The following is a 15,100-nucleotide window of genomic DNA, read 5'->3' as shown; positions in this document are numbered from 1 at the left end:
ACGGACTTTGATAACGCCTTGGATCTGGAATTGGCTAGAGAAGTGGCAGAGTTTTTTCGAGTCAGCCGGGAAAATACAGAAAATATCATCGAACGGTTTCGGGCCGTTGTTAGTCAGTGGCAAACCATCGCTGGGGTTCTGCGCCTGTCTAAGCGTGAGCAGGACAGCATGGAGCCGGCGTTTCGGGATTCTGGCCGACAGTAACACTCATGGCCAAGCAAGTAACTTGCAGCTCAGATGGCTTTTTAACACTTCGAAAAAAGCCACCTCATCAACCTAGTGAACTAATTGGTTGGCACACTGGCCATCTGATGGCTATGATCTAATCTTCCTCTAAAGCGATAAAATCCAATACAGAGGAATGAGTAATAGATACTTGGTGGAAAACGTTTTTGGGACCTTGAACAATCGGCAACCGGTAGACAGGGAGTAAAAAAATGCCAAGAGCTAAAAAGAACAAAGAAAAAACTTTCAATCTACTTGGCAAAAAAACGACCATGCATCCGACATAGAGTTTGTAAAAGTTGAAAACTCAATCGCCCCAAAAACAGTAAAGCTTCCTACGGGATCCGCAACGCTTTATATAAAAAAGGAAGTCGATCCTCACCCCCCCAAATGGGCAAGTTTCCTTTGCAAGGATCAAGAATTCTCACCAGAAATTTTTGGACAGGGAAATACCGTCGGCGCGCTATTAGTAATTCGAGTTCATGGGAAAATATTCTCTCTAGCTTTTGGCTCAGGCTACCACTTGATAATATCCGACAGCATTGAACGCGACTTTGGTCTTCGCGTAACCTTAAACTCTGTAAGTCCTGAAAAGCTCAGAAGCCTGGACAAGTCAAACTATGAAGACAATCCACTGAACTCGAGAAATCAGAGCCCTAAAAGCGTAGGAATCTTTGAGCTTGAAATAGACTCGGAGACGGATATGCTTTACGCGATAACTGGGGAGTCCATGGTCAGCATATTCGGGACTCAAATAACTGGCAGAGATGCTCTTGTCATATGCCCAGAAGTGACTCTTGATACATTATCAGACATCCTATTTGAAGCACTAGAACGCTTCAAAATGAAGCTTCCAGAAAACTTCGAATGGGTGGACAACATAAGTAAAATAAAAGACCCAGACGTTGCATTATTACTCGACATGGAGCTGGATGAGAGATTATCCGTCGATCAGCATCTTGATCATTTTTGGCTAGGTGAGCCAGAAATCGTAGATTGGGAGTATCAATCGGGGTACTCATTTGACCAGCATTACAAGGCGGCAATACATCCGACATTAGAAATTAAAGAACTCGCAAGGCATTTACAGACCAATAGTCAAGAGAAAATATGTACAAAAGCCTTGAAGAAACAACAAATTTTTATAGTTCACGAGGAACATCATAGCAATAAGTCATGGTCTGCATATCGCTGTCTTTACGCCGAAATAACATATGGCAGTGAACAATATATCCTTAGAAACGGGATATGGTACAGAGTAAATCAAGACTTCGTGAAACGCATAGACAACTACCTCAGTGAATTAACGCAGTATCAATACACCCTTCCAACTTACAACCATGAAAGGGAAGACGAATACAACAACTATGTCGTTGCAAACGACCCTAATTATGTACTGTTTGACAAAAAAACTATTGGACTTGGCGGAAAAAATGACAAAATCGAGTTTTGCGATATTTTAAGAAACTCTCGATACTTAATTCACGTCAAATACTATAGAAGCTCGAGCACCCTAAGCCACTTATTCTCTCAAGGCTGCGTCGCTGCCGAAGCATTTGTTAGTGACAAAGAGTTCCGAAAAAGACTAAACAAAAAAACTACCTGAAGAAATGAAGTTAGCTGATATAGACATTCGGCCAGAATCAAAAAAATTCTGCGTTGTATATGCCATTGCCGTAAACCGAGAGATACCGAAAAAGCTACCTTTTTTTTCAAAAGTAACGTTGAAAAATGCTTTCAGAACATTAAGGGCTTTAGACTTTGAGGTCAATCTTGCAAGAATCGAGGTAGATGCTGTTCTTGCCTGCAAGAAAAAACACAGGAAGAATAAATGAGGGCTTATATAAGAAAAAAAGCCGCCCTCAAGAGGCGGCTTTTTCATTCACCAGAACTAAGTCTTACAACTTAGGACCCGCCGCCTTGATCGCGTCGCTCACTTCGAACTTCTTGAAGTTCTCGATGAACAGACCGGCCAGGGCCTTGGCCGCTTCGTCGTAGGCAGCTTTGTCAGCCCAGGTGTTGCGTGGGTTGAGCAGGTTGGTTTCAACGCCCGGTACGGCCAGTGGCACGTCGAGGTTGATGGTGTCCAGGTGCTCGGTGGCGGCACCGATCAGTGCGCCGCTCTGGATCGCGGCGATCACGGCACGGGTGGTCGGGATGTTGAAGCGTTTGCCGACGCCGTAGCCACCGCCGGTCCAGCCGGTGTTGACCAGGTAAACCTTGGAACCGAAGCCGCGGATGCGCTTGATCAGCAGCTCGGCGTATTCACCAGCCGGACGCGGGAAGAACGGTGCGCCGAAGCAGGTGGAGAAGGTCGACTTGATGCCGCTGCCCGAACCCATTTCAGTCGAGCCCACCAGTGCGGTGTAGCCGGACAGGAAGTGGTAGGCCGCTTGCTCTTCGTTGAGGATCGACACTGGCGGCAGCACGCCGGTCAGGTCGCAGGTCAGGAAGATCACCGCGTTTGGCTCGCCGCCCAGGTTCTTCGCGGAACGCTTGGCAACGTGCTCCAGCGGGTAGGCCGCGCGACTGTTCTGGGTCAGGCTGACATCGGCGTAGTCGGCGTGCTTGGCGTCGTCGATGACTACGTTTTCCAGCACGGCGCCGTGCTTGATGGCTTTCCAGATGACCGGTTCGTTCTTCTCGGACAGGTCGATGCACTTGGCGTAGCAGCCGCCTTCGATGTTGAAGACAACGCCTTCGCCCCAGCCGTGTTCGTCGTCACCGATCAGGTAACGGCTTTCGTCGGCGGACAGGGTGGTTTTACCGGTGCCCGACAGACCGAAGAACAGGGTCACGTCGCCTTCTTCGCCGATGTTGGCAGCGCAGTGCATTGGCAGCACGTCAGCGGCCGGCAGCAGGAAGTTCTGCACGGAGAACATGGCTTTCTTCATTTCACCGGCGTAACGCATGCCGGCGATCAGCACTTTCTTCTGCGCGAAGTTGATGATCACGCAACCGTCGGAGTTGGTGCCGTCACGCTCAGGCACGCACTCGAAGTTGGCCACGTTGAGCACTTGCCACTCTTCACGACCGGCCGGGTTGTACTGGGCCGGGTTGATGAACAGGCAACGACCGAACAGGTTCTGCCAGGCAGTCTGGGTGGTCATTTTCACGGCCAGGTAGTGATCTTCAGCCGCACCTACATGCACGTGGGAAACAAAGTGCTCTTGCGCGTTGTTGAACGCCTCGACACGAGCCCACAGCGCGTCGAACTTGTCGGCCGGGAACTTGCGGTTGATCGGGCCCCAGGCGATAGCGGCCTGGGTGGAAGGCTCTTCAACGATGAAACGATCGACTGGCGAACGACCGGTACGGTGACCGGTGCGGACTACCAGAGCGCCGGTATCGGCAAGCTCGCCCTCACCGCGCTGCAGGGCTTCTTTAACCAGATCATCAACACTCAGATCGGTGTACACGGCGTTATTGGCTTGCGTCATGAGGTTCCCCGTCGGCCAGTGGCCGAGTGTGCTCCAAACGTTTTGTAGTAGAAAGTCGTGCACTACTACCGCGAAAAAAGTGGGCCGGATTATGCCAGAAAAGCCCAAAAAGAGTAGGGTCCTCCCGTCGTAACGGCGAAATTCCGTCGTTACGCAGTGAATTTACCTGCGCTGAACCGTTTTAGTGCCGGGTATCTGACGGCGTGTCGACGCCTGCGCCAGCGAACAATTGAGCAATATCGGCCGCATCGAACAGGTAACGCTGGTTGCAGAACTGGCAATCGATCTCGACTTCGCCACCGCGTTCGGCCACCAGTGCCTGCGCGTCTTCCAGACCCAGGCTGACCAGCGCATTACCCGAGCGCTCCCGCGAGCAGCTGCAGCGGAAGCGCAGGTTTTGCACATCGAACAAACGCACCTGCTCTTCGTGGTAGAGACGATGCAGGACGGTTTCGTTGTCCAGGCTGAGCAATTCATCGGCGTTCAGGGTGCTGGCCAGCGCGGTGATGTGCTGCCAGCTGGCGGCGCGCTCTTCTTCGTCTTTCAGACGGTCGGCCGGCAGTTGCTGCAGCAGCATGCCGCGGGCACGACGGCCGTCGGCGAACAGCTTGAAGCGGGTGCCAACCTGCTGAGACATGACGAAATAATTGGTGAAGCATTCCGACAGGGTTTCACCGTCGAGATCGACGATACCCTGGTAACGCTGACCGATCGTCGGGTCGACGGTCAGGGTCAGGTCACCGCCCGGCATCAGGTCGGCAAGGGTCGCATCCGGGGCGATCTGCTCGGCGTTATAACGCGCCAGACCACGGATCTCGCGCTCGCTGGAGCATTCGATCATCAGCAGCGGAATCGGGCCTTCGGAGCGCGCCTGCAGAATCAGCAAGCCGTCGAATTTCAGGGTGCCCACCAGCAACGAGGCCGCCGCCATCAATTCGCCCAGCAATTGCGCGACCGGCTCCGGGTACGGGTGCTTGGCGAGGACTTCGGCGTAGCTGCGCTCAAGCGCAACCAGTTCGCCGCGTGTGTCGCTGTCATCGAAGATGAAACGTTGGGTGAAATCGGTATCCGCTAGGTCGGTCATAATTTTGGGTATCTGAATGTGGTGACAAAATGGTTACAAGACGTGAAAATTTGCGCTTCTTGGCACCCTTTTTGGTGCCAGCGCTAAGCCATGGGAGGCATTTTATGAACAATCCGGGTTTGTTCCAATCAAGGTGGAACCTCGGCCGGCTGGTTCTGTGTAACGTAGTGCCCTTGGCGCTACTGGCTTTCTGGTTATGGCCTACGGGCCAAATGCTGTGTGTGATTTTCGACGAGTGGCTGTTCCGCTCACTCAATGCACCACTGGCCAGCAACCCCATATGGCTCCACATCTGGGCAATTGCAAGTCTGCGCCCGTTCGACATCATCGTCGGACTGATCCTGCTGACGCTGCTGATCAAGGGCGACTGGGTGTTCAAGGCGATTGATGTGCGTCGCGCCTTCTTCGGATTTTTCTCGATCCTGCTGTTGATGGTGGTGATTCGCGCGCTGTTTTCCAAATTCGCCGACTACATGGACTGGCAGCACAGCAGCCCGTCGATGGTGCTGGAAGGCGCGGTGCACCTGAGTGATTACTTCCCGCACCTGGAAAAAGCCTGGGAGCTGAAGGATCGCTCGAGCCAGAGCTTCCCCGGTGACCACGCTTCGGTGTTGCTGATCTGGGCACTGTTCATGGGCGTGTTCAGCCGTACTGTTGGTCAGTTCCTGACCGTCTGGGGCCTGGCACTGCTGTTCATGCTGCCGCGTCTGGTGGCCGGCGCGCACTGGGGCCAGGACGATTACATCGGCGGCATGCTGCTGGCGGTGTGGGCGTTGGGCTGGGGTTACTACACACCGTTCGCTTATCACGCCGCCAACTTCTGGCTGAAGGTGACTGCGCCGGTTTTCAATCTGCTGGGCAAGCTGCCGGTGGTTTCGCGGATGAGTGTGGTGTCTGCCGCGAACTGACAGTTGTGTGAAGACCTGTGGCGAGGGAGCTTGCTCCCGCTCGGCTGCGTAGCAGTCGCTTTACCCGTCGATGCAGTTGTATTTTGAAATACGTGCTCGCCTGTACAGGGCGTCCTTCGGCCGCCAGCGGGAGCAAGCTCCCTCGCCACAAGTGTGTTCGTCGCACACTACTCGTGGCTGCTGCCACGAAACTTGAACAGATCCCGCCGTTGCTTCTTGCTCGGTTTGCCATCAGTGCTCACGCCCAGCGCCCCGGCCTTACGCATCGCCGCTGCCGCTTCACGCTTGGCAATACTCGCCTCGGTCTCGGAATACAGCGTCTGCGCCTCGGGTGCGCCGCGACGCACGATCGACAAGGCGTCGACCCTCACCGTGCGCTCTTCAAAACCGGTACGAATCTCGAATTCATCGCCAATGCGTGGCTCTTTGCCAGGCTTGCAGCGCTCCCCTCGGCAGTGCACCTTGCCACTTTCGATGGCTGCTTTGGCCAGCGCCCGGGTTTTATAAAAGCGCGCCGCCCACAACCACTTGTCGAGCCGGACCTTGTCGTCCTCTTCGCTTTTTTGTGCCATGGAATTTCCTCATTCTGAAATATTGATGAACTGTACTACCGTTTCTGTCGTGCCATGAATGACGCCGCCGCGGATTACAATGCGCACCAGCCGACACCCGCTTGAGGCGTCGGCGATCCGGGCCGTAGAAATCTGTCGCCTTTTAACCCTTATTCTGCGTGAATACCGCGAATCCGGCCCTTGCGGGCTGAGCGGTTGCCACGGTTGAGCATTTTTTTTGAAGACATTTGACCATTTGACCGTTGTCGGTCTGCGCGAGTGGGTGGCGCTCCCGGATCTGGGAGTCGCGGGCCTGCGGGCGAAAATCGACACCGGCGCCAGCACCTCCAGCCTGCACGCCACCGACATTGAACCGTTCGAACGCGATGGCGAGAAGTGGGTGCGTTTCACTGCGCACCTGGGCACTGTGGTGCAGTTGCGTCATCGGCGTTGCGAAGCACCGCTGGTGACGCGCAAAACCATCAAAAGCTCCAACGGCCAGGCCCAGGTGCGCTATGTGATCAGCACCACCCTGGCCCTCGGTGATCGGGTCTGGCAGGTCGAGTTTACCCTCGCCTGCCGCAAGTCCATGCGCTATCGCCTGTTGCTCGGGTCCAAAGCCTTGATCGACGGCCAGCTGGTGGTCAATCCGGGCATCAAATATGTACAAGACAAGCCGGTGTTCCCGGTATCTACCTCCTCCACAGGTGTTGCATGAAGATCGCTGTGCTGTCGCGGAATCCGCGTCTGTATTCCACCCGTCGCCTGGTCGAAGCCGGCACCGAGCGCGGGCATGAAATGGTCGTGATCGACACCTTGCGCGCCTACATGAACATTGCCAGCCACAAGCCGCAGATCCACTACCGCGGCAAACCGCTGGAAGGCTTCGACGCGGTGATTCCGCGAATCGGTGCATCGGTAACGTTTTATGGCTGCGCGGTGTTGCGCCAGTTCGAAATGATGGGGGTGTTTCCGCTCAACGAGTCGGTGGCCATTGCCCGCTCACGGGACAAATTGCGTTCGCTGCAACTGCTGTCGCGTCGCGGCATCGGCCTGCCGGTCACCGGCTTCGCTCACTCGCCGGACGACATTCCCGACCTGATCGACATGGTCAACGGCGCGCCGCTGGTGATCAAGGTGCTGGAAGGCACTCAAGGCATCGGTGTGGTGCTGTGCGAAACCGCAACCGCAGCCGAATCGGTGATCGAGGCGTTCATGGGCCTGAAGCAGAACATCATGGTTCAGGAATACATCAAGGAAGCCGGCGGTGCGGATATCCGCTGCTTCGTGGTCGGCGACAAGGTGATCGCAGCCATGAAACGTCAGGCCAAACCGGGCGAGTTCCGCTCCAACCTGCACCGTGGCGGCAGCGCCAGCCTGATCAAGATCACCCCGGAGGAACGCATGACTGCGTTGCGTGCGGCCAAGGTCATGGGCCTGGCAGTGGCGGGCGTGGATATTTTGCGATCGAACCACGGGCCGCTGGTGATGGAAGTGAACTCGTCGCCGGGCCTGGAAGGCATCGAGACCACCACCGGCAAGAACGTGGCGGGGATCATCATCGAACACCTCGAGAAGAATGGCGGGCCGAACATGACCCGCACCAAGGGCAAGGGTTAAAAGCAAAAGATCGCCGCTTTCGGCAGCTCCTGCATGGGAATCCGTACCCTGCAGGAGCTGCCGAAGGCAGCGATCTTTTTCAACGGTTAAACAGCATCCCGCGGCAACATCAACCCCAACGGCAACCTTACCCGCGCTTCCAGCCCGCCACCGGAACGGTTGCGCAACTCGACATTGCCGCCATGCATCGAAGCAATCCGCTTCACAATCGCCAGACCCAACCCGGTACCTTTGCCACCCCGGGCACGGTCGCCACGGGTGAACGGGTTGAAGATCGCCTCAAGCTCTGACGGATCAATCCCCGCGCCACGGTCCATCACGCTCAACACCACGTACGGCGCGCTGGTATCGCCAGACACATAAGCCGCGACCTCGACGCCACTGCCGGCATGGTTCAGGGCGTTGCCGATCAGGTTGTTCAGCAGGCGTTTCATCGACACCCGGCGCAGTGGAAACGGCTGGATCGGTTCCAGTCGCAAGCGTACCTTTTCTTCGCTCTGGTTATAGGGTGCGGCCACCTCACGCACCAGATCGCTCAGGTCCACTTCTTCCACCGACTCGTCACGACCGTCACGAATGAACGCGAGGAACTGGTCGAGAATCGCGTCCATGTCTTCGATATCGCGGACCATGTCGTCAGTCAGGTCATTGCGGTCGCCCATCAGCTCCAGCGACAGCCGCAAACGGGTCAGCGGCGTACGCAAGTCATGGGACACCCCGGCCAGCATCAGCTCGCGCTCGCGCCCGGCCTGTTCGACGTCTTCGGCCATCTGGTTGAAGGCGCGGTACACCTCGGTCATCTCGCTCGGTGTGTCGCTGATCGGCAGACGTACGCTGCGGCCCTGACCCAGTTGTCGGGCGGCGTACACCAGGCGTTTCAACGGCTGGTTGAGCTGACTGACGAAAATCCATGCCGACGCGGTCGATAACAAACCGATGGCGAGGAACCAGCCGAGCACGTTCCAGATTTTCTGGCCGCGCAATGGATGCGGGTACAGCGGCACTTTCAGCCAGCCATCGCCCAGGCTCGGTGCACGCACCCACAGCGCCGGCGGCGAGTGCATGCGCAAACGCACTTCGGTATCGGCGCCCAGCTCCGCCTGCATCTGCCGCTGATAAATTTCACTGTACGGCCAGTGCTGTTCGCCCTCCGGCACACCGGCGCCGACCACCCGGATCAGCGTCGCGGCATCGGCGATCTTCGCGCGGTTTTCTTCATCGGCCGCCCAATAGGCACGCAGCGTCAGGGCGACGCCGTGGCTGTATTGGCGATCCACCAGCACGTCCTCGTTCATCAACAGATAAACCAGGGTCAGCGCCTTGGAAAACAGCACGACGATGAGCACCAGCCAAAGGGTGCGGGAGAAAAAACTTTGGGGGAACCAGACGGGGGTTTTCATCGATAACCGTTACACACTTGCAGGAGCGAGCCATGCTCGCATATTGCGGACTGCGAGTCTGCGCAGAGGGTCGATCAACCCGATCTGCGCAGACCCGCTCCTACAAATCGCCGATCACTTGGTGGCGGCGCCATCCGGCACGAACACGTAGCCCACGCCCCAGACCGTCTGGATGTAGCGCGGTTTCGACGGATCCGGCTCGATCATCCGGCGCAGACGGGAGATCTGCACATCAATGGAACGCTCCAGGGCATCCCACTCGCGACCACGGGCCAGGTTCATCAGTTTGTCGCGGGTCAGCGGCTGACGCGCGTTCATCACCAGCGCCTTGAGCACTGCAAACTCACCGGTGGTGAGCATGTGCACTTCTTCGCCACGTTTCAGTTCGCGGGTCGCCAGCGACAGCACGTAATCACCGAAGGTGACATTTTCGTCTTCACTGCCCGGTGCACCCGGCACCGGTGCGGCCTGACGACGCAAAACAGCCTTGACCCGAGCCATCAGCTCGTCCGGGTTGAACGGCTTGGCCAGGTAGTCATCGGCGCCCAGTTCCAGGCCCTTGATGCGGCTCATCTCATCGCCCTTGGCGGTGAGCATGATGATCGGAATCTGATTGTTCGCGGCCCGCAGGCGACGGCATGCGGTCAGGCCGTCTTCGCCCGGCAGCATCAAGTCGAGGACCACCAGGTTGAACACTTCACGCGACAGCAGGCGGTCCATTTGCTCGGTGTTCGGTACGGCACGGGCGCGGTAGCCCTTGCTGACGAAGAAACGTTCCAGCAGGCTGCTCAGCCCCGGATCGTCGTCAACAATAAGAATTTTTTCGCCTTCAGCATTGTTTGCAGTGCTGCTCATTGGATGCTCCTTTTAGCTCGGCGCGCATTATGGCGTAGCTGCCGTTATACGCACCGTGTGCATTGTTAGCAGATTTTTCCTTCACTGCCAGAAAACCGGGGTTTATGCCTACAGACTGCTACACCCCCGAATGACAGAACGCTGGTTATAATGCGCGGCGTTTTGTGCCAGGCAACGTCTGAATCGTTACCGCAGGTGGCCGGGCTTTTTTCGCGGTGGCCGCAGTAATTGTTCGATTTCACGGGTCAATGGGGAGCCTTTTGACCCAGGCAGCGGCAATTTTCTAGCCGCTCAACCAGACTCCGGGCCTTTATTTCCGTGCCTGCGAGCCTGCTTTCACACTATGTCAGGTGGTTTTATGGACAGCATCAACAGCCGCATCGCCGAGGAACTCGGCGTACGCCCGCAACAGGTCGAAGCGGCCGTCGCGCTACTCGATGAAGGCTCTACCGTTCCCTTCATCGCCCGTTACCGGAAAGAAGTCACCGGCAGCCTCGATGACACCCAGCTGCGTCATCTGGAAGAGCGTCTGCGCTACCTGCGAGAACTCGACGAACGGCGCATCAGCATCCTCGCCAGCATCCAGGAGCAGGGCAAACTCACCCCCGCCCTCGAGCGCGATATCAAACTCGCCGACACCAAGACCCGCCTCGAAGACTTGTACCTGCCGTACAAGCAGAAGCGCCGCACCAAGGGCCAGATTGCCCTGGAAGCCGGCCTCGGCGAGCTGGCCGACGGCCTGTTCAACGACCCGAATCTGTCGCCAGAAACCGAAGCCGCACGCTTCGTCGACGCCGAGAAAGGCGTAGCCGACGTGAAAGCTGCGCTGGAAGGCGCCAAGTACATCCTGATGGAGCGCTTCGCCGAAGACGCCAGTCTGCTGGAGAAGCTGCGTAACTTCCTCAAGCAGGAAGCGACCATCAGCGCCCGCGTGATCGCTGGCAAGGAAGAAGAAGGCGCGAAGTTCCGCGACTACTTCGAACACGACGAGCCGCTGAAAAGCATGCCGTCGCACCGCGCACTCGCGATTTTCCGTGGCCGCAACGAAGGCATCCTCAGCTCCGCGCTGAAAGTCGGCGACGAACTGCCGGGCACCATGCACCCGTGCGAAGGCATGATCGCTCAGCAATTCGGCATCCAGAACCAGAACCGCCCCGCCGACAAATGGCTCGGTGAAGTGGTGCGCTGGACCTGGAAGGTCAAGCTTTACACGCACCTGGAAACCGACCTGCTCGGCGAGCTGCGCGACGGTGCCGAAACCGAGGCGATCAACGTCTTCGCCCACAACCTGCATGACCTGCTGCTGGCGGCGCCGGCCGGCCCGCGTGCGACCCTGGGCCTTGATCCGGGCCTGCGTACCGGCTGCAAGGTCGCGGTGGTGGACTCCACCGGCAAGCTGCTCGATCACGCCACGGTTTATCCGCATGTGCCGCACAACAAGTGGGATCAGACCATCGCGATCCTGGCCGCCCTGTGCGCCAAGCACTCGGTTGACCTGATCGCCATCGGCAACGGCACCGCCAGCCGCGAAACCGACAAACTGGCGATCGAGCTGATCAAAAAAATACCCGGCGATGAAAATGACCAAGGTCATGGTCTCCGAAGCCGGCGCCTCGGTGTACTCGGCATCGGAACTGGCGGCCAAGGAATTCCCGGACCTGGACGTGTCGATCCGTGGTGCGGTGTCGATTGCCCGTCGCTTGCAGGATCCACTGGCCGAGTTGGTGAAGATCGATCCGAAATCCATCGGTGTCGGCCAGTACCAGCACGACGTGTCGCAGCTGAAGCTGGCGCGCGGTCTGGATGCGGTGGTCGAGGACTGCGTGAACGCCGTCGGTGTCGATGTGAACACCGCCTCGGTGGCCTTGCTGGCGCGGATCTCCGGCCTCAACGCGACCCTGGCGCAGAACATCGTTGCCCACCGTGACGAGCACGGCGCCTTCAAGACCCGTGCGGCGCTGAAGAAAGTTGCGCGTCTGGGCGAGAAAACCTTCGAACAGGCCGCAGGCTTCCTGCGCGTGATGAACGGCGACAACCCGCTGGATTCTTCCGCTGTTCACCCGGAAGCCTATCCGCTGGTACAGCGCATCGCCGCTGAAACCGACCGCGACATTCGCTCGCTGATCGGCGACGCCGCGTTCCTCAAGCGTCTGGACCCGAAGAAATTCACCGACGAGACCTTCGGTCTGCCCACCGTCACCGACATTCTGCAAGAACTGGAAAAACCGGGTCGCGACCCGCGTCCGGAGTTCAAGACCGCCGAGTTCCAGGAAGGCGTCGAAGACCTGAAAGACCTGCAACTGGGGATGATCCTCGAAGGCGTCGTCACCAACGTGACCGCGTTCGGCGCGTTCGTCGACATCGGTGTGCATCAGGACGGTCTGGTGCACATCTCGGCGCTGTCGGAGAAGTTCATCAAGGACCCACGCGAAGCGGTGAAGGCCGGTGACGTGGTGAAAGTGAAGGTCATGGAAGTCGACATCCCGCGCAAACGCGTCGGCCTGTCGATGCGCATGAGTGATACCCCGGGCGAGAAGATCGACGGTGCCCGCGGTTCGCGTCCAGGCTCGGCACCGCGCCAGTCGTCGAACAACGCGCCGCGCAAGGAAACAGCCACAGCCGCTCCGGTGAACAACGCCATGGCTTCGCTGTTCGCTAACGCCAAGCAGTTGAAGAAACGCTGATGGAGATTCCGGCCGGGCTCGTCGAGAGCGCGTTTTTCCAGCTGTTGGGCTGCCGCCTGCACAGCCTGGAAACCGGGGTGGCGCAAGTCGCCCTGGTGCTGGAACCGCAACTGCGCAATCGCGGCGGCAAATTGCACGGTGGCGCGCTGTTCAGTCTGGTGGATATCGCCATGGGGCTGGCCTGTTCCAGCACCCACGGCTTCGACCAGCAGAGCGCGACCATCGAGTGCAAGATCAACTACATCCGCGCCGTATCCGACGGCGAGGTGCTGTGCACGGCGGCGGGTGATCCACCCGGGCCGCCGCACGCTGGTGGTCGAGGCCGACGTGATGCAGGGCGACAAACTGGTCGCAAAAGCGCAAGGCACGTTCGCTGTCCTGTAGATGTTGTTCATCATTTTGAGTTAATTTCGGCGCAATGAATCCTGTAGGAGCTGCCGCAGGCTGCGATCTTTTGATCTTGCTTTTGCCTTATCCGCGTCTGTCGAGAATATTGACCACCAGCCGATCCACCCAGCCCCAGATCCGCTGCTTCACCCGCCGCCACAGCGGCCGGCGCTGCCACTCCTCCAGACTGACCTGCTGACTCAGGCCGAAGTCCTTCTCGAAACTCTGCACCACCGCTGCCGTCAACGACGGATCCAGTGCCTCCAGATTCGCCTCCAGATTGAAGCGCAGATTCCAGTGATCGAAGTTGCACGATCCGATGCTCACCCACTCGTCCACCAGGACCATTTTCAGGTGCAGGAAACACGGCTGATACTCGAAGATCTGCACTCCGGCCTTGAGCAGGCGCGGGTAGTAGCGATGCCCGGCGTAACGTACCGACGGGTGATCGGTGCGCGGCCCGGTCAGCAATAGCCGGACGTCGACACCCCGGGCAGCGGCCTTGCGCAGCGAGCGGCGGATTTTCCAGGTCGGCAGGAAGTAAGGCGTGGCCATCCAGATGCGTTTCTGCCCGCTGTTCAAAGCGCGAAACAGCGACTGCAGAATGTCGCGATGCTGGCGGGCATCGGCGTAAGCCACGCGGCCCATGCCCTCGCCCATGTCCGGAACCTTGGGCAAGCGTGGCAGGCCGACATGCGCCGAAGGTTTCCAGGCCCGGCGATGGCGGTTGGCGATCCATTGGCGGTCGAACAGCACTTGCCAGTCGAGCACCAGCGGACCGCTGATTTCCACCATCACTTCATGCCATTCGCTGCTGTCCTGCCCCGGCGCCCAAAACTCATCGGTGACACCCGTGCCGCCGACCACCGCCAGACGCTGATCGACCAGCAACAGTTTGCGATGATCGCGATAAAAGTTGCCCACCCAACGCCGCCAGCTCAGTCGATTGTAAAAACGCAGTTCGACCCCGGCCTTGATCAGGCGCTGACGCAGGTGCAGGGTAAACGCGAGACTGCCGTAGTCATCGAACAGGCAGCGCACCCGCACCCCGCGCTCGGCGGCCTGCACCAGCGCCTGCACCACGGCTTCGGCGCAGGCGCCCGCCTCCACCAGATACAACTCGAGTTCGACCTGTTCTTCGGCGCGGGCAATTTCCACCAGCATGCGCGGGAAGAATTGCGGGCCGTCAATCAACAGTTCGAAGCGGTTGCCGTCCCGCCACGGGAACACCGCGCCGCGCATGTCAGCGCGCCGTGAAAATCAGCACCGCACCCACCGGCACCGACGGACTGATGGCCGACAGGCCAGCGAGGTTACGCAGGGTTTCCAGGCCCGGCACCAGATCGAAATCCTCGGCGTTGATCACCAGCGGCTCCAGGGTCACCACTTGAAAACGCCGGTCATCGAGACGGGTGGCCAGCAACTGCGCCGGGTATTCATGTTGCTTGCCGTGCAGGTTGACGGTCAGCGGCAAGCGCAATTCCAGCTGCGCGCCGGGGGCCAGATCGTTGATCGGGCGCAGGTCGATCCGGGTGCTGATGGTCGCCTCGGGGAATTGTTCGATCTGGAACAGCTCCTTGCGCATGCGCTCGTCGCGCAGCGGGATGCCGCTGTTGATCGAATCCAGCTCGACTTCGACTTCGGCGCGACCATCCGGATCGACCTTGCCGTGCAGCACCAGAAAGCGCTGTACTTCGGAAATGTGGGCGTTTTTTCGTGCTGACGAACGACAGCCGCGACGACTCGCCATCCAGATACCAATTGGCCTGCGCCGGCAGCGCGGCGGCGGCCAGCAGCAGACTGGCGAAGGCTTTATAGAGGGAGCGGTTGAACATTGAATACTCGTGGGGGCGATAAACCTGCACGAACCTTAACCGCCCATAGGTTTATTGCAAACATCAAGATCAAAAGATCGCAGCCCTGCGGGCAGCTCCTACAGGGAAAAA

11 protein-coding genes and 4 pseudogenes are annotated in these 15,100 nt (G+C 58.3%); 8 read left to right on the top strand and 7 right to left on the bottom strand.

The genetic code is table 11. The annotated features are described in order from the left end of the window. From HT737_RS17120 to HT737_RS32770, 3 genes and pseudogenes are all read left to right on the top strand, one after another. Positions 1 to 204: pseudogene (locus HT737_RS17120) on the top strand (type II toxin-antitoxin system HipA family toxin); the annotation flags it as partial. A 304-nt stretch (positions 205 to 508) separates the two neighbouring features. Then, the gene (locus tag HT737_RS17115; protein ID WP_374011180.1) at positions 509 to 1,831 is read left to right on the top strand and encodes a TIGR04141 family sporadically distributed protein; all 1,323 of its coding nucleotides are present in this window, start codon (positions 509 to 511) and stop codon (positions 1,829 to 1,831) included. A gap of 4 nt (positions 1,832 to 1,835) precedes the next feature. Further along, a complete protein-coding gene (locus tag HT737_RS32770; protein ID WP_220459423.1) occupies positions 1,836 to 2,060 on the top strand; it encodes a TIGR04141 family sporadically distributed protein in 225 nt (74 codons plus the stop codon). Positions 2,061 to 2,123: 63 nt separating this feature from the next. Here HT737_RS32770 and HT737_RS17110 read toward each other — a convergent pair whose 3' ends face one another. Together HT737_RS17110 and hslO are read right to left on the bottom strand one after the other, a co-directional pair. Continuing rightward, positions 2,124 to 3,665, bottom strand: coding sequence for a phosphoenolpyruvate carboxykinase (locus tag HT737_RS17110; RefSeq protein ID WP_041071255.1), 1,542 nt, complete (start codon positions 3,663 to 3,665; stop codon positions 2,124 to 2,126). A 181-nt stretch (positions 3,666 to 3,846) separates the two neighbouring features. Continuing rightward, positions 3,847 to 4,749, bottom strand: coding sequence for an Hsp33 family molecular chaperone HslO (hslO, locus tag HT737_RS17105; RefSeq protein WP_095667812.1), 903 nt, complete (start codon positions 4,747 to 4,749; stop codon positions 3,847 to 3,849). Between the two features lie 104 nt (positions 4,750 to 4,853). Between hslO and HT737_RS17100 the strand changes: the two genes are divergently transcribed. Beyond that, complete coding sequence (locus HT737_RS17100) at positions 4,854 to 5,657, top strand: phosphatase PAP2 family protein (protein WP_047290816.1); 804 nt, start codon at positions 4,854 to 4,856, stop codon at positions 5,655 to 5,657. A 167-nt stretch (positions 5,658 to 5,824) separates the two neighbouring features. Here the strand turns inward: HT737_RS17100 and HT737_RS17095 are convergent, their stop codons facing one another. Then, positions 5,825 to 6,229, bottom strand: a complete 405-nt coding sequence (locus HT737_RS17095) for an RNA-binding S4 domain-containing protein (protein WP_047290815.1) — start codon at positions 6,227 to 6,229, stop codon at positions 5,825 to 5,827. Between the two features lie 235 nt (positions 6,230 to 6,464). On the opposite strand from HT737_RS17095, the gene HT737_RS17090 reads away from it, so the two are divergent. Together HT737_RS17090 and rimK are read left to right on the top strand one after the other, a co-directional pair. Continuing rightward, the gene (locus HT737_RS17090; RefSeq protein ID WP_174377334.1) at positions 6,465 to 6,926 is read left to right on the top strand and encodes an ATP-dependent zinc protease; all 462 of its coding nucleotides are present in this window, start codon (positions 6,465 to 6,467) and stop codon (positions 6,924 to 6,926) included. Continuing rightward, entirely contained in the window at positions 6,923 to 7,828 is a 906-nt protein-coding gene (rimK, locus tag HT737_RS17085; RefSeq protein ID WP_007949201.1) for a 30S ribosomal protein S6--L-glutamate ligase, read from the top strand. Before HT737_RS17090 ends, rimK begins: the two co-directional genes overlap by 4 nt. Before the next feature lie 86 nt (positions 7,829 to 7,914). On the opposite strand, the gene HT737_RS17080 is transcribed toward rimK, so the two are convergent. Both HT737_RS17080 and ompR read right to left on the bottom strand, forming a co-directional pair. Next, a complete protein-coding gene (locus tag HT737_RS17080; RefSeq protein ID WP_027611205.1) occupies positions 7,915 to 9,228 on the bottom strand; it encodes an ATP-binding protein in 1,314 nt (437 codons plus the stop codon). 114 nt (positions 9,229 to 9,342) lie between these two features. Further along, entirely contained in the window at positions 9,343 to 10,083 is a 741-nt protein-coding gene (gene ompR / locus HT737_RS17075) for a two-component system response regulator OmpR (protein ID WP_003220637.1), read from the bottom strand. Positions 10,084 to 10,441: 358 nt separating this feature from the next. Here ompR and HT737_RS17070 point away from each other — a divergent pair. Together HT737_RS17070 and HT737_RS17065 are read left to right on the top strand one after the other, a co-directional pair. Then, a pseudogene (locus HT737_RS17070) lies at positions 10,442 to 12,767 on the top strand (Tex family protein). After that, a pseudogene (locus HT737_RS17065) lies at positions 12,767 to 13,151 on the top strand (PaaI family thioesterase). The pseudogenes HT737_RS17070 and HT737_RS17065 overlap by 1 nt, the downstream one beginning before the upstream one ends. Before the next feature lie 87 nt (positions 13,152 to 13,238). Here HT737_RS17065 and HT737_RS17060 read toward each other — a convergent pair. Together HT737_RS17060 and HT737_RS17055 are read right to left on the bottom strand one after the other, a co-directional pair. Further along, a complete protein-coding gene (locus tag HT737_RS17060; protein WP_182403385.1) occupies positions 13,239 to 14,396 on the bottom strand; it encodes a phosphatidylserine/phosphatidylglycerophosphate/cardiolipin synthase family protein in 1,158 nt (385 codons plus the stop codon). A 1-nt stretch (position 14,397) separates the two neighbouring features. Beyond that, positions 14,398 to 14,989 (bottom strand): annotated as a pseudogene (locus HT737_RS17055) (YceI family protein). Positions 14,990 to 15,100 lie beyond the last annotated feature (111 nt).

Origin of the sequence: Pseudomonas sp. MD195_PC81_125 (genome assembly GCF_014060985.1) — a bacterium.
GTDB classification, from domain to species: domain Bacteria; phylum Pseudomonadota; class Gammaproteobacteria; order Pseudomonadales; family Pseudomonadaceae; genus Aquipseudomonas; species Aquipseudomonas parakoreensis.
The sequence above is the reverse complement of the archived record's forward strand: the minus strand, read 5'-3'. Positions and strand labels throughout refer to the sequence as shown.

Excerpts from the sequence above, each read along its gene's own strand:
- HT737_RS17080 (WP_027611205.1), bottom strand. The coding sequence starts at position 9,228 with ATGAAAACCCCCGTCTGGTTCCCCCAAAGTTTTTTCTCCCGCACCCTT.
- HT737_RS17100 (WP_047290816.1), top strand. The coding sequence starts at position 4,854 with ATGAACAATCCGGGTTTGTTCCAATCAAGGTGGAACCTCGGCCGGCTG.
- HT737_RS32770 (WP_220459423.1), top strand. The coding sequence starts at position 1,836 with ATGAAGTTAGCTGATATAGACATTCGGCCAGAATCAAAAAAATTCTGC.
- HT737_RS17110 (WP_041071255.1), bottom strand. The coding sequence starts at position 3,665 with ATGACGCAAGCCAATAACGCCGTGTACACCGATCTGAGTGTTGATGAT.
- rimK (WP_007949201.1), top strand. The coding sequence starts at position 6,923 with ATGAAGATCGCTGTGCTGTCGCGGAATCCGCGTCTGTATTCCACCCGT.
- HT737_RS17095 (WP_047290815.1), bottom strand. The coding sequence starts at position 6,229 with ATGGCACAAAAAAGCGAAGAGGACGACAAGGTCCGGCTCGACAAGTGG.
- HT737_RS17060 (WP_182403385.1), bottom strand. The coding sequence starts at position 14,396 with ATGCGCGGCGCGGTGTTCCCGTGGCGGGACGGCAACCGCTTCGAACTG.
- hslO (WP_095667812.1), bottom strand. The coding sequence starts at position 4,749 with ATGACCGACCTAGCGGATACCGATTTCACCCAACGTTTCATCTTCGAT.
- ompR (WP_003220637.1), bottom strand. The coding sequence starts at position 10,083 with ATGAGCAGCACTGCAAACAATGCTGAAGGCGAAAAAATTCTTATTGTT.